The 14561-nt window shown below is 54.3% G+C and carries 13 protein-coding genes; 10 read left to right on the top strand and 3 right to left on the bottom strand.

The annotated features are described in order from the left end of the window. Positions 1–117 precede the first annotated feature (117 nt). From folP to Q9J80_RS06350, 7 genes are all read left to right on the top strand, one after another. The gene (folP, locus tag Q9J80_RS06380; RefSeq protein WP_301673041.1) at positions 118–969 is read left to right on the top strand and encodes a dihydropteroate synthase; all 852 of its coding nucleotides are present in this window, start codon (positions 118–120) and stop codon (positions 967–969) included. A 129-nt stretch (positions 970–1098) separates the two neighbouring features. Continuing rightward, complete coding sequence (gene glmM / locus Q9J80_RS06375) at positions 1099–2433, top strand: phosphoglucosamine mutase (RefSeq protein ID WP_304672772.1); 1335 nt, start codon at positions 1099–1101, stop codon at positions 2431–2433. A gap of 190 nt (positions 2434–2623) precedes the next feature. Next, on the top strand, positions 2624–3307 hold the full coding sequence (locus tag Q9J80_RS06370) for a DedA family protein (RefSeq protein ID WP_219199124.1): 684 nt from the start codon (positions 2624–2626) through the stop codon (positions 3305–3307). Positions 3308–3373: 66 nt separating this feature from the next. Next, entirely contained in the window at positions 3374–4366 is a 993-nt protein-coding gene (locus tag Q9J80_RS06365; protein ID WP_304671617.1) for an asparaginase, read from the top strand. Between the two features lie 7 nt (positions 4367–4373). Beyond that, a complete protein-coding gene (locus Q9J80_RS06360) occupies positions 4374–5153 on the top strand; it encodes a TatD family hydrolase (RefSeq protein WP_304671616.1) in 780 nt (259 codons plus the stop codon). A 104-nt stretch (positions 5154–5257) separates the two neighbouring features. Further along, on the top strand, positions 5258–6334 hold the full coding sequence (gene prfA / locus Q9J80_RS06355) for a peptide chain release factor 1 (RefSeq protein WP_301673036.1): 1077 nt from the start codon (positions 5258–5260) through the stop codon (positions 6332–6334). Positions 6335–6497: 163 nt separating this feature from the next. Next, positions 6498–7496 carry a 2-hydroxyacid dehydrogenase gene (locus Q9J80_RS06350; protein WP_301673035.1) on the top strand — a complete coding sequence of 333 codons (999 nt, stop codon included), beginning with the start codon at positions 6498–6500 and terminating at the stop codon, positions 7494–7496. 72 nt (positions 7497–7568) lie between these two features. Here the strand turns inward: Q9J80_RS06350 and serS are convergent, their stop codons facing one another. Then, positions 7569–8864 carry a serine--tRNA ligase gene (serS, locus tag Q9J80_RS06345; RefSeq protein ID WP_301673034.1) on the bottom strand — a complete coding sequence of 432 codons (1296 nt, stop codon included), beginning with the start codon at positions 8862–8864 and terminating at the stop codon, positions 7569–7571. A 165-nt stretch (positions 8865–9029) separates the two neighbouring features. Here serS and Q9J80_RS06340 point away from each other — a divergent pair, with 165 nt between their 5' ends. Together Q9J80_RS06340 and parE are read left to right on the top strand one after the other, a co-directional pair. Beyond that, entirely contained in the window at positions 9030–9554 is a 525-nt protein-coding gene (locus tag Q9J80_RS06340; protein ID WP_107819510.1) for an RNA pyrophosphohydrolase, read from the top strand. Between the two features lie 66 nt (positions 9555–9620). Continuing rightward, complete coding sequence (gene parE, locus Q9J80_RS06335; RefSeq protein WP_301673033.1) at positions 9621–11606, top strand: DNA topoisomerase IV subunit B; 1986 nt, start codon at positions 9621–9623, stop codon at positions 11604–11606. A 120-nt stretch (positions 11607–11726) separates the two neighbouring features. Here the strand turns inward: parE and Q9J80_RS06330 are convergent, their stop codons facing one another. Next, positions 11727–12137 (bottom strand): ProQ/FINO family protein, encoded by a 411-nt coding sequence (locus Q9J80_RS06330; RefSeq protein ID WP_301673032.1) that lies wholly within the window; start codon positions 12135–12137, stop codon positions 11727–11729. A 91-nt stretch (positions 12138–12228) separates the two neighbouring features. Beyond that, positions 12229–13329: a chorismate synthase gene (gene aroC, locus Q9J80_RS06325; RefSeq protein ID WP_304671615.1), complete on the bottom strand. Its 1101-nt coding sequence runs from the start codon at positions 13327–13329 to the stop codon at positions 12229–12231. A 142-nt stretch (positions 13330–13471) separates the two neighbouring features. Here aroC and trmA point away from each other — a divergent pair, with 142 nt between their 5' ends. Then, positions 13472–14560, top strand: coding sequence for a tRNA (uridine(54)-C5)-methyltransferase TrmA (trmA, locus tag Q9J80_RS06320; RefSeq protein WP_304671614.1), 1089 nt, complete (start codon positions 13472–13474; stop codon positions 14558–14560). The last annotated feature ends 1 nt before the right edge of the window (position 14561 follow it).

Here is a 14561-nt window from a genome sequence, read left to right as displayed (position 1 = left end):
ATGTTTCATACGGCGGCGGATTCTGCAAGATACTTTTTTGAAATACTGATGCCGTCTGAAACGGACAAGTTTTGTTCAGACGGTATATAATTTGCTTTTTATTCCGGAGGCACGGATATGGTCGGATGCGTTTGGCAGGCAGGACGGTTTGAAATCGGTTTGGACAAACCGAAAATCATGGGTGTCGTGAATCTCACGCCCGATTCTTTGCCCGACGGCGGCGCGTATTCGCAAAACGCCCAAACAGCTTTGGCGCATGCCGAACGGCTTTTGAAAGAGGGCGCGGACATTCTCGACATCGGCGGCGAATCGACGCGGCCGGGTGCGGGTTATGTTTCGCCTGAAGAAGAATGGGCGCGGGTTGAGTCTGTATTGGCGGAAGTGGCAGGGTGGGGCGTTCCCGTCAGTTTGGACACGCGCCGCACGGTGATTATGGAAAAAGCGTTGGCACTCGGTGGCATCGATATTATTAACGATGTGGCGGCGTTGACCGACGAAGGCGCGGTCGAATTGCTGGCGTGTCAGGCGGATACGGGCATTTGCCTGATGCACATGCAGGGTGTGCCTGAAAACATGCAGATTAATCCGAAATATCAGGATGTTGTCGGTGAAGTAGCGCGGTATTTGAAAGCGCGGGCGGCGGAATGCATCGCGGCAGGCATCGCCCCGCAACGCATCGTGCTTGACCCCGGTTTCGGCTTCGGCAAAACCTTGCAACACAATATCGCACTGATGCGGCATTTGCCCGAATTGATGGCGGAAACCGGTTTGCCGCTGCTGATCGGTGTGTCGCGCAAAACCATGATAGGCGAACTGACGGGCGAGGCAAATGCGGCGGCACGCGTACACGGCAGCGTGGCGGCGGCGCTGGCTTCCGTGGCGCGCGGCGCGCAAATCGTGCGGGTGCATGATGTGAAGGCGACGGCGGATGCGTTGAAGGTGTGGGAAGCGTTGGGCATCAATCTGTAAACAGCGGTTCACATACTTCATGCCGTCTGAAAAGGACGGGGCGGCTTCAGACGGCATCAACGGTGCAGACAGCAAGGTACAAACTGACTGTATAATCTCGGACAACGGTTCACATTCTCGGAGCAACACATGGCAAAAAAATATTTCGGCACGGACGGCGTGCGCGGCGAAGTCGGGCAGTTTCCGATTACGCCCAATTTCGTATTGAAACTCGGCTATGCGGCGGGGCAGGTTTTGGTTCAGCACGACACCGACCAGAAACCGACCGTTTTAATCGGTAAGGATACGCGTATTTCCGGTTATATGCTGGAAGCCGCTTTGGTGGCAGGTTTTACCGCCGCAGGTGTCAACGTTATCCAAACCGGTCCGCTGCCTACGCCCGGCGTGGCTTATCTGACCCGTGCGCTGCGTTTGTCCGCCGGTGTGATGATTTCCGCGTCGCATAATGCCTATTCCGACAACGGCATCAAATTCTTTGCCGAGGGTGGCGTGAAGCTTTCCGATGAAATCGAGTTGGAAATCGAAGCCAAAATCGACGAAGAAATGAAAACCCAGCCTTCTGCACGCCTCGGGCGCGCACGCCGTATCAGCGGTGCGGACGAACGCTATATCGAATTTTGCAAATCCACCTTTCCCAGCCATTCCGACCTTCGGGGTTTGAAGTTGGTTATCGATACCGCCAACGGTGCGGGGTACGGTGTCGCACCCAAGGTGTTTCACGAACTGGGTGCACAGGTCGTCAGCATCGGCGACGAACCTAACGGCTACAACATCAATGAAAAATGCGGTGCGACTTATACCAAGACACTCCAGGCCGCCGTTTTACAGCATGAAGCCGACTACGGCATCGCCTTAGACGGCGACGGCGACCGCCTGATGATGGTCGATAAAAACGGTAAGGTTTACGACGGCGACAGCCTGATTTACGTCATCGCCAAAGCCCGCGCCCGAGAAGGTATCAACATCGGCGGCGTGGTCGGCACGGTCATGACCAATATGGCGATGGAAATCGCCCTGAAAGAGCAGGGCGTCGATTTCTGCCGCGCCAAAGTCGGCGACCGCTATGTGTTGGAACAACTGAACCAACGCGGCTGGCTCATCGGCGGCGAAGCCAGCGGCCATATTTTGTGCATGGACAAACACAACACCGGCGACGGCATTATTTCCGCGCTGCAAGTTTTGGCGGCGCTGCAAATCCTGAACCAAGACCTCGCCACCGTTTGCGCCGACTGGCAGCCGTATCCGCAAACTATGATTAACGTGCGCATCCAAAAAGGTCAGAAATGGCAGGAAGCTTCGAAAGACGTGTTGGCCGAAGTGGAAAAAGAACTCGAAGGCAAAGGAAGGGTTGTATTGCGCGCTTCGGGAACCGAACCCGTCGTGCGCGTGATGGTTGAGGCACGACAGGCCGATTGGGCGCGCGAAGGGGCGGAACGTATTGCTTCCGCCATCGGCAGCATTTAGGCAAAATCAGGAAAAACCGTTTTCAGAACCGGCCGGTTTTCTGTTTAAATGCCGTCTGAACATGCGGAGGATGCGCGAATCTGCCTTTTTTCCGCTTTCAGACGGCATAATCTTTGATAGAATGCCTGCTTCATGTAGAAAATGTTTCGGTTTGTTCTGACTTTTTATCTCCGACAATGGAATATCCGCCATGTTTGCTTTTTTAGAAGCCTTTTTTGTCGAATACGGTTATGCGGCTGTTTTTTTTGTATTGGTCATCTGCGGTTTCGGCGTGCCGATTCCCGAGGATTTGACCTTGGTAACAGGCGGCGTGATTTCGGGTATGGGTTATACCAATCCGCATATTATGTTTGCAGTCGGTATGCTCGGCGTATTGGTCGGGGACGGCATCATGTTCGCCGCCGGACGAATTTGGGGGCAGAAAATCCTAAGGTTCAAACCTATTGCGCGTATCATGACGCCGAAACGTTATGAGCAGGTTCAGGAAAAATTCGACAAATACGGCAACTGGGTCTTATTTGTCGCCCGTTTCCTGCCCGGCTTGAGAACGGCCGTATTTGTTACAGCCGGTATCAGCCGCAAGGTTTCATACTTGCGTTTTATCATTATGGATGGACTGGCCGCACTGATTTCCGTCCCTATTTGGATTTATCTGGGCGAATACGGTGCGCACAACATCGATTGGCTGATGGCGAAAATGCACAGCCTGCAATCGGGCATCTTCATCGCATTGGGAGTGCTGGCGGCGGCACTGGCGTGGTTTTGGTGGCGCAAACGCCGGCATTATCAGCTTTACCGCGCACAATTGAGCGAAAAACGCGCCAAACGCAAGGCGGAAAAGGCAGCGAAAAAAGCGGCACAGAAGCAGCAGTAAATCGGATTTTCGACCGTCCGGACGCATTTCGCGTTTCAGGCGGTCTTTGCATTTTCAGGATGAGCCATGAAACAGAAAATTTTTGTCCTTTATACCGGCGGCACCATAGGTATGACCCAAAGCAGCGAAGGCCTGCGCCCCGATACCGCGCTTGTCAGCCAAGCCCTTTCCCCTTTTTCAGACGGCCTCGACTTCGAGTGGCACGTCTGCAATCCCTTGATTGATTCCTCCTCCGTCACCCTGCAACACTGGCGCGGTTGGCTGGACATCATTGCCGCCAAACTGTCTTCCTGCGACGGCATCCTGATACTGCACGGCACAGACAGCATGGCGTACACCGCCAACCTCCTCGCACTCGCCCTGCAAGGCTTGGGCAAGCCGATTGTCCTGACCGGTTCACAATGGCCTTACGCCGCCGAAAACAGCGATGCCCCGCGCAACCTTTCCACCGCCGTTGCCGCCTTCAGCCTCAAGCTCAAACAAACCGTCATCGCCTTTGACGGCAAACTGTATCCCGCCGTTGGCAGCAGCAAAGTCAGCACCGAAACCGCTGCAGGCTTCGACAACCCGCATTTCGGTGCCATCGCTGAATGGGACGAAACCCAAGGCTGGCACAATCTTCGCATCCCGTCACAAGACGCGGCAGATGTTTCAGACGACCTCAAAATCCGCTATCCCGACCCGCAGGCAAAAATCGCCGTCCGCACGCTTATCCCCGGCTTTGCCGTCCAAGAACTTGCGGACGGACTCGCACAGCTTCCCACCCACGCCCTTATCCTGCAAAGCTACGGACACGGCAACACACCCGCAGACGAAGGTTTCATCCGCGCCGTGCAAGACTTTACGCAGCAAGGCAAATTGTTGCTCAACATCAGCCAAGTCCGACAAGGCAGAACCGCCGCCGTTTACGCGCAAGGCAATGTGTTCCGCAACTCGGGCATCATCAACGGCGGCAAATGCAACCTCGAAACCGCCACCGCGCTCATGACCCTCGCCGTATCGCAAGGCTGGGGTAAGGAAGATGTTTACAAAGAATTGGTAAGACTAAAGTTAGTGTGAAATCAAAATGAACTTCACCGACACCCATTGCCATCTCGCCGATGCCGCCTTACGCGAAAACCTGACGCATGTTTTGACCGCAGCGCGGGAGGCTGGAGTAGGGCGGTTTATCGTTCCCGCGACTCGGCCGCAGGATTGGCAGGATGTGGCGGATTTGGCGCAAAGGTCGTCTGAAAACCCGATTTTGGGCAATATTCATATCGCACTCGGCATCCATCCTTGGTTTTCAGACGACGTTTCCGAACCGGATTTCCAGCGTTTGGAACAAGCATTGCAGGCGCATCCGACGGCATGGGTCGGCGAAATCGGCTTGGATTTTTACGATAAAACCCAAACGCCGCAGCAGCGCGAACGGCAAATCCAAGTTTTCAGCCGCCAGCTTGCCATCGCGCAAACCCTGCGCCGCCGCGTGATTATCCATAATCTCAAAGCCACCGCCGACATCGCCGCCGCCGTCAAACAGATAGGCTTTACTCAAGGCGGCATCGTTCACGCTTTCTCAGGCAGCGCGGAAGAAGCGCGCGTGTTGACGAAACTGGGTTTCAAAATCGGCATCGGTTCGCTGTTGCTCAACCCGAATGCGCGAAAAATACGCGAAACCCTCAAAACCCTGAATGACACCGATTTCGTCTTGGAAACCGACAGCCCGTTTATGCTGAAAAAAGAGATTAATACACCTGCCAATATTCCGGGTATTGCAAAGATTGCTGCGGAAATCCGCGGAACCTGTATAGAAGAGATTGCCAAGGTAACGGAGCGCAATGCCGATGCCCTGTTGGGACGGTAGGTTATCCATCTAAGATTATCTTTTTGAATATCCGGAAAACCTATTATAATAATCCAGTGTTGATGCCGTCTGAACATTCAGGCGGCGTTTGTTATGGAAGAATTATGAAGCCGTCTATCTTAGAAAAACTGCAACAACTCGGCGACCGGTTGGAAGAAGTTACCCACCTTTTAGGGCAACCCGAAGCCACGGCAGATATGGACAACTACCGCAAGCTCACGCGCGAACACGCCGAACTGACCCCCGTCGTCGAAGTATTCCAAAACTATCGGCTTGCCCAAAGCGACTTGGCGGATGCCGAAGAAATGCTGTCCGACCCCGAAATGAAAGACTTTGCCGCCGAAGAAATCGAAGCGGCAAAAGCCAAAATCGGCGCGCTCGATACCGAACTGCAAAAACTGCTGCTGCCCAAAGATGCCGACGACGACAAAAACATCTTTATCGAAATACGCGCCGGTACCGGCGGCGACGAAGCCGCGCTGTTTGCCGGCGACTTGCTGCGTATGTACAGCCGCTACGCCGAGCGCAACCGCTGGCAGGTTGAAATCGTCTCCGACAACGAAAGCGAATTGGGCGGCTATAAAGAAGTCATCGCCCGCATTGTCGGACTCGGGGCGTACAGCCGTTTGAAATTTGAATCGGGCGGACACCGCGTACAGCGCGTTCCCGCCACCGAAAGCCAAGGCCGTATCCATACCTCCGCCTGCACCGTCGCCGTCATGCCCGAAGCGGACGAACTGGAAGACATCGAGTTGAACCCCGCCGACCTGCGCATCGATACCTTCCGCGCATCCGGCGCGGGCGGTCAGCACATCAATAAAACCGATTCCGCCGTCCGCATCACCCACCTGCCCACAGGCATGGTGGTCGAGTGCCAAGACGGACGCAGCCAACACGCCAACAAAGCACAGGCAATGAAAGTCCTCGCCGCCCGCCTGAACGACGCGCAAAAACGCGAAGCCCAAGCCAAAGAAGCCGCCGAACGCAAATCCCTCATCGGCAGCGGCGACCGCAGCGAACGCATCCGCACCTACAACTATCCCCAAGGCAGGGTAACAGACCACCGCATCAACCTTACCCTGCACAAGCTGGATTTCGTGATGGACGGCGACTTGGAAGAAATCACTGATGCCCTGATTGCCGAGCATCAGGCGGAGCTTCTGGCGGCGATGGGCGATTGAGTTTTGTGTTTTGAAATGGAAATGCCGTCTGAAATCCAAGTTTCAGACGGCATTTTGCGTCTGCTGTGCATGCAATCAATTTTAATCCGCCATATTCTACTGATTTGTTTGAATTCAGTGTATTATGCCGTTTCTCAACCATAGGCGACAACTGGACATATTGATGAAGATTGCGATTTACGGTACGAAAAGCTATGACCGCGAACATTTTACCCGCGCCAACCGGCATTTCGGTTTCGAGCTGGAGTTTTTTGATTTTATGCTGGATGTGAAAACGGCGAAAATGGCGGAAGGCGCGGAAGCGGTCTGTATTTTTGTAAACGACGACGGCAGCCGGCCCGTGTTGGAAAAATTGGCGCAAATTGGCGTGAAAACTGTGGCGTTGCGTTGTGCCGGCTTCAATAATGTGGATTTGAAGGCGGCTGAAGAGTTGGGCTTGAAAGTCGTGCGCGTGCCAGCCTATTCGCCCGAGTCGGTTGCGGAACATACGGTCGGTCTGATGCTGACTTTGAACCGCCGTATCCACAAAGCTTATCAGCGTACCCGCGATGCGAATTTTTCGCTGGAAGGTCTGACCGGTTTCAATATGTACGGCAAAACGGCGGGCGTTATCGGCACGGGGAAAATCGGTATCGCAACGATGCGGATTTTAAAGGGTTTCGGTATGAACCTGCTGGCTTACGATCCGTTTTGCAACCCCGAAGTGGAAAAACTCGGCGGCAGGTATGTGGATTTGGACGAGCTGTATGCCCGGTCGGACATCATCACGCTGCATTGCCCCGCCACGCCGGAGAACCACTATATGCTGAACGAAGCGGCATTCGACAAAATGAAAGACGGTGTGATGATTATCAACACCAGCCGTGGCGGTCTGATTGACAGTTCTGCCGCGATTGAGGCGTTGAAACGCCGGAAAATCGGCGCATTGGGCATGGATGTGTACGAGAACGAGCGCGAGCTGTTTTTTGAAGACAAATCCAACGATGTGATTACCGACGACGTGTTCCGCCGCCTGTCGTCCTGCCATAACGTGCTGTTTACCGGCCATCAGGCATTTTTGACGGAAGAGGCGTTGGGTAATATTTCGGAAGTTACGCTGTCCAATATCCGCGAGGTCGGACAGACCGGCGATTGCGGCAATGCGGTTCGTGCCGACGGTTGACGTGTTTTAGAAGTTTAAAGGAAATGCCGTCTGAAACAGGTTTCAGACGGCATTTATGTTCAGGGTTAAGGCTTATTTCACTTCCAACTTGGCAACGCCACCCATATAAGGCTGCAAAGCGGCTGGGATATTGATACTGCCGTCGGCGTTTTGATGGTTTTCCAATACGGCGACCAGCGTTCTGCCGACAGCCAAGCCGGAGCCGTTCAAGGTATGTACCAAGCGGTTTTTGCCGTTTTCGTCTTTGAAACGCGCCTTCATGCGGCGGGCTTGGAAATCTTCGCAGTTGGAGCAGCTTGAGATTTCGCGGTAGGTGTTTTGCGCTGGTACCCAAACTTCCAAGTCATACGTTTTTGCCGCGCCGAAGCCCATGTCGCCGGTACACAGGGTAATTACGCGGTAGGGCAGTTCCAAAGCTTTCAGGATGTTTTCGGCATGGCCGACCATTTCTTCCAGTGCTTCGTATGATTTTTCGGGATGAACGATTTGTACCATTTCTACTTTGTCGAACTGGTGTTGGCGGATCAGGCCGCGTGTGTCTTTGCCGTACGAACCCGCCTCGCTGCGGAAGCAGGGCGAGTGGGCGGTCAGTTTCAGCGGCAGTTCGCTTTCGGACACAATGCTGTCGGCAACGGTATTGGTTAGGGTAACTTCAGCTGTCGGAATCAGATATTGCGTGGTTTTGGTTTCATCACCGCCGCGGGTAACGTGGAACAGATCTTCCGCAAACTTCGGCAGCTGGCCCGTGCCTTGCAGGGTGGTGTCGTCCACGATATAGGGCGTGTAATGCTCGGTGTAGCCGTGTTTCAGCGTGTGTGTATCGAGCATGAATTGCGCCAGCGCGCGGTGCAGGCGGGCGATTTGTCCGCGCATCACGGTAAATCGTGCGCCGGAGAGTTTTGCGCCGCCTTCGAAATCCAAACCCAAAGGTTCGCCCAAATCGACATGGTCTTTGATTTCAAAGTCAAATTCGCGTGGCGTGCCGACTTTGCGGACTTCGACGTTTTCGGTTTCGTCTTTACCGGTGGGTACGCTTTCGTGCGGCAGGTTAGGTATGCTCAACAACCATACGTCCAATTCTCTTTGAACGGCATCCAAATCGGCGGCAGCCTGTTCCAAATCGGTTTTGATTTGGGCGACTTGATCCATGGCCGCCTGCGCCTCTTCATGTTTGCCCTGACCTTTCAGTGCGCCGATTTGTTTGGAAATGCTGTTGCGCGAGGCTTGTAGTTCTTCGGTTTTCACTTGGACGGCTTTTCGCTGTTCTTCCAGCGCATTAAAACGCGCGGTATCGAATTCATAACCGCGTGCGGCCAAGCGTTCCGCCACAGCGGCGGTGTTGCTGCGGAGCAATTGGATGTCTAACATTTTCTGATTCCCGAATAATTTGAAACACATTATTGTAAACCAAATTCAAGATATTTTCCCAAATCCCCCCATGTTTCGGCACGCGTACCGCCATGCCGTCCGATTTGTCAAAACCGCCTGATTTGTGGGAAAATCGCACGATTGAATTTAACGGAGGGCGACACCGTGTTGGACAGGGAAGGCTATCGCCCCAATGTCGGTATCATCTTAATCAACAACCGCAACGAAGTCTTTTGGGGCAAGCGTGTGCGCGAACATTCTTGGCAGTTTCCGCAAGGCGGCATCAAGCCGGGCGAAAGCCCCGAAACCGCCATGTACCGCGAGCTTTACGAAGAAGTCGGACTTCTGCCGCAACACGTCAAAATCGTCGGGCGGACGCGCGACTGGCTGCGTTACGACGTGCCGAACAACTGGGTACGCCGCGAATGGCGCGGCTCTTATCGCGGACAGAAGCAGATTTGGTATCTCCTGCGCCTGACCGGCCGGGATTGCGATGTCAACCTGCGCGCCACCCGCCACCCCGAATTTGACGGCTGGCGTTGGCACCAATATTGGGCGCCCGTTGACGAAGTGATTGATTTCAAACGCGACGTTTATTTGGGGGCGTTGAAAGAACTCTCTTCCCGCTTCCTGCGCGGTATGGAAAGTTATGAAGACTTTGCCGCCCGCCAACCTTCCGGCAACCGGTAAAACAACGGAACGCAACGCTTTCAGGCCGTCTGAAAGCGTTGTTTTTCTTACTTTCAGATTATTCCTATGGCTAAAAACAACCAATACAGCGAATCCAGCATTACCGTCCTCAAAGGCTTGGAGCCGGTCAAAGAACGTCCCGGTATGTACACCCGCACCGACAGCCCGACCCACATCTGCCAAGAAGTCATCGACAACGCGGCGGACGAGGCGTTGGGCGGTTTCGCTACTGAAATCGACGTGCGCATCCACGACGACGGTTCGCTTTCCGTACACGACAACGGACGCGGCATTCCCGTCGGGCTGCACCCTGTCGAAGGCGTACCCGTGGTCGAACTTGTGTTTACCCGTCTGCACGCGGGCGGCAAGTTCAACAAAAAAGACGGCGGCAGCGCGTATGCCTTTTCTGGCGGTCTGCACGGCGTGGGCGTGTCCGTGACCAACGCCCTCTCCACCCGCCTTGAGGTAACCGTCAAACGCGAAGGCAAAATCCACCGCATCGTGTTTGCCGGTGGCGACGTGGTCGAACCGTTGGCACAAGTGGGCAAATGCGCCGTCAAAGACAGTGGCACCGAAGTGCGCGTCTGGCCGGACGGCAAATATTTTGAAAGCCCGAATTACAGCATTCCCGAACTCGAACGCCTGTTGCGCGCCAAAGCCGTGCTGCTGCCGGGTGTGCGCGTTTCCCTGACCCGTCCGGTCAAAGGCGAAGACGAAGCGCATACCCAAACCTGGCACTATCCAGACGGTCTGAAAAGCTATCTGACCGACCTGATTGCCGACGCGCAGGAAGCCGTGCCTATCTTCTCTTGCGAAAACTACATTTCAGACGACCACAACGGCGATTTCAGCATCGGCGAAGGCGCCGCCTTTGCCCTGACTTGGCTGGAAGAAGGTTCGTGCGTCAACGAAAGCTACGTCAATCTGATTCCCACCCCGCTGGGCGGCACGCACGAAGCAGGCTTGAAACAAGCCGTGTTCAACGCTGTCAACAACTTCATCAACCTGCACAACCTTTTACCGCGCGGCGTGAAAGTGCAAAGCGACGACGTGTTCAGCAAAACCGCCTTCGTCCTCTCCGCCCGCGTCCTCGACCCGCAGTTCCAAGGTCAAACCAAAGACAAGCTGACCAACCGTGACGCGTTGAAACTCGTTGCCACCGTATCGGGCGACCCTTTGGAATTGTGGCTGAACCAAAACGTGGACTTCGGCAAAAAAATCGCCGAACTCGCTATCCGTCAGGCACAAGCACGGATGCGTTCGGTTAAAAAGATTGAAAAGAAAAAAGGCAGCGGCGTCGCCGTCCTGCCCGGTAAGCTGACCGACTGCGAAAGCGAAGACATTCGCGAAAACGAACTCTTCCTCGTCGAAGGCGATTCCGCTGGCGGCTCCGCCAAACTCGCCCGCGACAAAGCCACCCAAGCCATCCTGCCTCTGCGCGGTAAGGTGCTCAACAGCTTTGAAGTCCACCCCGACCAACTCTTCGGCAACGCCGAAATCCATGATATTTCCGTTGCCATCGGCGTTGATCCACATGGAATCAATGACCATCCCGATTTAAGCGGCCTGCGCTACGGCAAAATCGCCATCCTGTCCGATGCCGACGTGGACGGTTCGCATATTCAGGTTTTGCTGTTGACCCTGTTCTACCGCCACTTCCCCAAACTGGTTGCCGACGGACATATCTACGTCGCCCAGCCGCCGCTGTTCCGCGTCGATGTCAACGCACAAGGCAAAAGCAAACCCGCCCGCAAATTCTATGCCCTCGACCAAAACGAACTCGACAGCATTTTGGAGCGGCTGCAAAAAGAAGGCGTCAAAGAAACTGCTTATTCCATCAGCCGTTTCAAAGGATTGGGCGAGATGAACCCCGACCAGCTCAAAGACACCACCATGCACCCCGACACCCGCCGTCTGTTGCAGGTGCAAATCCCCGAAGGAGCGGATGACGAAACACGCGACATCTTCGTCAAACTGATGGGCAAAGGCGAAGCCGCCGCCCGCCGCGCATGGATGGAACGCGAAGGCGATACGGCTCAATTGGATATTTAACTGGTTGGCAGAAAAGAAGAAAATAAGGATAAAACACTGTATAAACAAGCTATTTGAGTCAATGTGAAAAATGCCGTCTGAAAACCAATCAGGTTTCAGACGGCATTTTATTCGGACAGCTTATTCTGCTGCGGAAGGTTCTGCCGCTTCGGCTGCCGGTGTAGCGGTTTCAGCCTGTTTTTGTAAAGCTTGTTGTACGAAAGGATGATTTTGCGCGATATTTTGCTCTTCAGGAGTAATCTCGCCTTTAAAGCGGTTGTTCAGGTCGAAGCGTTTACCTCCGCGCGCCAATGCTTTCAGATAGCGTGGACGGCGGCAGTGGTTGGCGAGGACGCGTGCAATAAGTGTAGGATCGTATTGGGGCAGCGCGGTAATCAAGTCTTGGTCGATACCGAGTGCCAACGGTTTAAATCGTTTGAATACATCGTATTTGCCGTAGATATGGTCGGCAATCATTTCTGTCTGTTTCTTTTTGCTCATGGTTTGGACCGCAGATTTCAGTGCTGCGCCCAAAGCGGTTTCTTGTGTCATTTCAGTTGCATTCCTCTAAACAAACCCGTGCCTCAAGGCTGCACGGCAATGCTCGATATTCTATTATAAAGTCTGTGTTTTGGCTAAATTTTTATTTGTTTGAAAGGGTAATGTCGGGCGTATTAACCTGAACGTCGGCATTTTGCGCGCGATGGCGCAGGGCGTGGTCGATGAGGACTAACGCGAGCATGGCTTCAGCGATGGGGGCGGCGCGCAGGCCGACGCACGGATCGTGTCTGCCGTGGGTGGCGAGTTCGACGGGGTTGCCGTTGATATCGATGCTGCAGCGCGGGGTGGCGATGGAACTGGTGGGTTTGATAGCGATGTTGACGTGGATGTCCTGGCCGGTGCTGATGCCACCGAGGATGCCGCCTGAGTGGTTGGACAGGAAGCCTTGCGGGGTGAGTTCGTCGCCGTGTTTGCTGCCGCGTTGGACGACGCTGCCGAAGCCTGCGCCGATTTCTACGCCTTTGACGGCGTTGATGCCCATCATGGCGTAGGCGATTTCGGCATCGAGGCGGTCAAAAACGGGTTCGCCCAAGCCGACAGGGACGTTGGCCGCTTCGATATGCAGTTTCGCGCCGACGGAATCCAAGGATTTGCGCACGCCGTCCATATAGCTTTCCAGTTCGGCGATTTGGCTTTGGTTGGCGGCAAAAAAAGGATTTTGGGAAATGTGTTCGCAGCCTTCAAACCGGATTTCTTTTTCGCCGACTTGGGTAACGTAGGCGGTAATTTCCGTGCCGAATTTTTCTCTCAGCCATTTTTTGGCGACGGCTCCGGCGGCAACTCGGGAGGCAGTTTCGCGGGCCGAACTCCTGCCGCCGCCGCGATAGTCGCGCGTGCCGTATTTATGCCAATAGGTATAGTCGGCATGGCCGGGGCGGAAGCTGGTGGCGATGTTGCCGTAGTCTTTGCTGCGTTGGTCGGTATTGCGGATTAAGAGGGCGATGGGCGTGCCGGTGGTTTTGCCTTCGAATACGCCGGAGAGGATTTCGACTTGGTCGGCTTCGCGGCGTTGGGTAACGTGGCGGCTGGTGCCGGGTTTGCGCCGGTCGAGGTCGGCTTGGATGTCTGATTCGGTCAATGCCAGTCCGGGCGGGCAGCCGTCGATGATGCAGCCCAAACCCGCGCCGTGGCTTTCGCCGAACGTGGTCATGGTGAAGAGTTTTCCGAAAGTGTTGCCTGCCATATTTTCCCTCTGTCGGCGGTATGTTGGAGACGGCGGATTTTAGCATAAAAGCCGGAGGAAAACGGGTTATATGCCGGTAAAGGGGTTGCGTGTTTTGCAGTGAATCGGCTTATAATCCGGTCTGATTTTTCAGGATAGCGATATGAGCGACTACACGCAGCAGCTTCAAGATAAAAAAGACCGCCTTAAAACCCTTTTTGCAGGTTTGGATGTTCCCGAGTGGGAAGTGTACGAATCTCCGGACAAACACTACCGTATGCGTGCTGAGTTCCGTATTTGGCACGAAGGCGGGGAAATGTTTTACGCCATGTTTGAAAAAGGGCAGAAAGCCAGCAGCGCAAGCATGATACGCTGCGACCGTTTTGAAGCGGCTTCCGAGGCCGTCAACCGCCTCATGCCCGAGCTGATCGCCGCCGCCGCGCAATCCCCCGAACTCAAAAAACGCTGGTATGCCGTCGAATTCCTCTCCACGCTCAGCGGGGAAATGCTGGTTACCATGATTTACCACAAAAGGCTTGATGATGAGTGGATACGGGCGGCGCAAGCGTTACAGCAACAGTTGGATATTTCCGTTATTGGACGGAGCAGGGGGCAGAAAATAGTCTTAAAACAGGACTATGTGACGGAAACTTTGAAGGTCGGCAACCGGGATTTCCGTTATCGGCAAATTGAAGGCGGTTTTACCCAACCCAATGCTGCCGTGTGTCAAAAAATGCTTGAATGGGCATGCGGTGCGGCAGAAGGGCTGGGTGGGGATTTGCTTGAACTATATTGTGGAAACGGCAACTTTACGCTTCCTTTATCTGAAAAGTTTGAACGTGTTTTGGCAACCGAAATCTCCAAAACCTCCGTCAGCGCGGCGCAATGGAATATCGAAGCCAACCGCATCGGCAACATCAAAATCGCCCGCCTGTCTGCCGAGGAATTTACCGAAGCCTATATCGGCAAACGTGAGTTTACACGCCTTAAGGATGGCGGTATTGCTTTGACGGATTACGCATTTTCCACTATTTTCGTCGATCCGCCGCGTGCCGGCATCGATGAGGAAACTTTGAAGCTGGTGTCGCAGTTTGACAACATCATCTACATTTCCTGCAATCCCGAAACCCTGCGCGCCAATTTGGGCATCTTGGCGGAAACCCATACGGTCGGACGCGCCGCATTGTTCGACCAATTCCCGTTTACGCACCATATTGAAAGCGGCGTGCTGTTGAAAAAGAAAATCCTTTGAA

This window comes from Neisseria blantyrii (genome assembly GCF_962747855.1).
GTDB classification, from domain to species: Bacteria; Pseudomonadota; Gammaproteobacteria; order Burkholderiales; family Neisseriaceae; genus Neisseria; species Neisseria viridiae.
Note: the sequence above shows the minus strand (reverse complement) of the source record. Positions and strands in the feature narration are given on the sequence as shown.

Coding starts and splice junctions, on each gene's coding strand:
- folP (WP_301673041.1), top strand. CDS start 118: ATGGTCGGATGCGTTTGGCAGGCAGGACGGTTTGAAATCGGTTTGGAC.
- glmM (WP_304672772.1), top strand. CDS start 1,099: ATGGCAAAAAAATATTTCGGCACGGACGGCGTGCGCGGCGAAGTCGGG.
- Q9J80_RS06370 (WP_219199124.1), top strand. CDS start 2,624: ATGTTTGCTTTTTTAGAAGCCTTTTTTGTCGAATACGGTTATGCGGCT.
- Q9J80_RS06365 (WP_304671617.1), top strand. CDS start 3,374: ATGAAACAGAAAATTTTTGTCCTTTATACCGGCGGCACCATAGGTATG.
- Q9J80_RS06360 (WP_304671616.1), top strand. CDS start 4,374: ATGAACTTCACCGACACCCATTGCCATCTCGCCGATGCCGCCTTACGC.
- prfA (WP_301673036.1), top strand. CDS start 5,258: ATGAAGCCGTCTATCTTAGAAAAACTGCAACAACTCGGCGACCGGTTG.
- Q9J80_RS06350 (WP_301673035.1), top strand. CDS start 6,498: ATGAAGATTGCGATTTACGGTACGAAAAGCTATGACCGCGAACATTTT.
- serS (WP_301673034.1), bottom strand. CDS start 8,864: ATGTTAGACATCCAATTGCTCCGCAGCAACACCGCCGCTGTGGCGGAA.
- parE (WP_301673033.1), top strand. CDS start 9,621: ATGGCTAAAAACAACCAATACAGCGAATCCAGCATTACCGTCCTCAAA.
- Q9J80_RS06330 (WP_301673032.1), bottom strand. CDS start 12,137: ATGACACAAGAAACCGCTTTGGGCGCAGCACTGAAATCTGCGGTCCAA.
- aroC (WP_304671615.1), bottom strand. CDS start 13,329: ATGGCAGGCAACACTTTCGGAAAACTCTTCACCATGACCACGTTCGGC.
- trmA (WP_304671614.1), top strand. CDS start 13,472: ATGAGCGACTACACGCAGCAGCTTCAAGATAAAAAAGACCGCCTTAAA.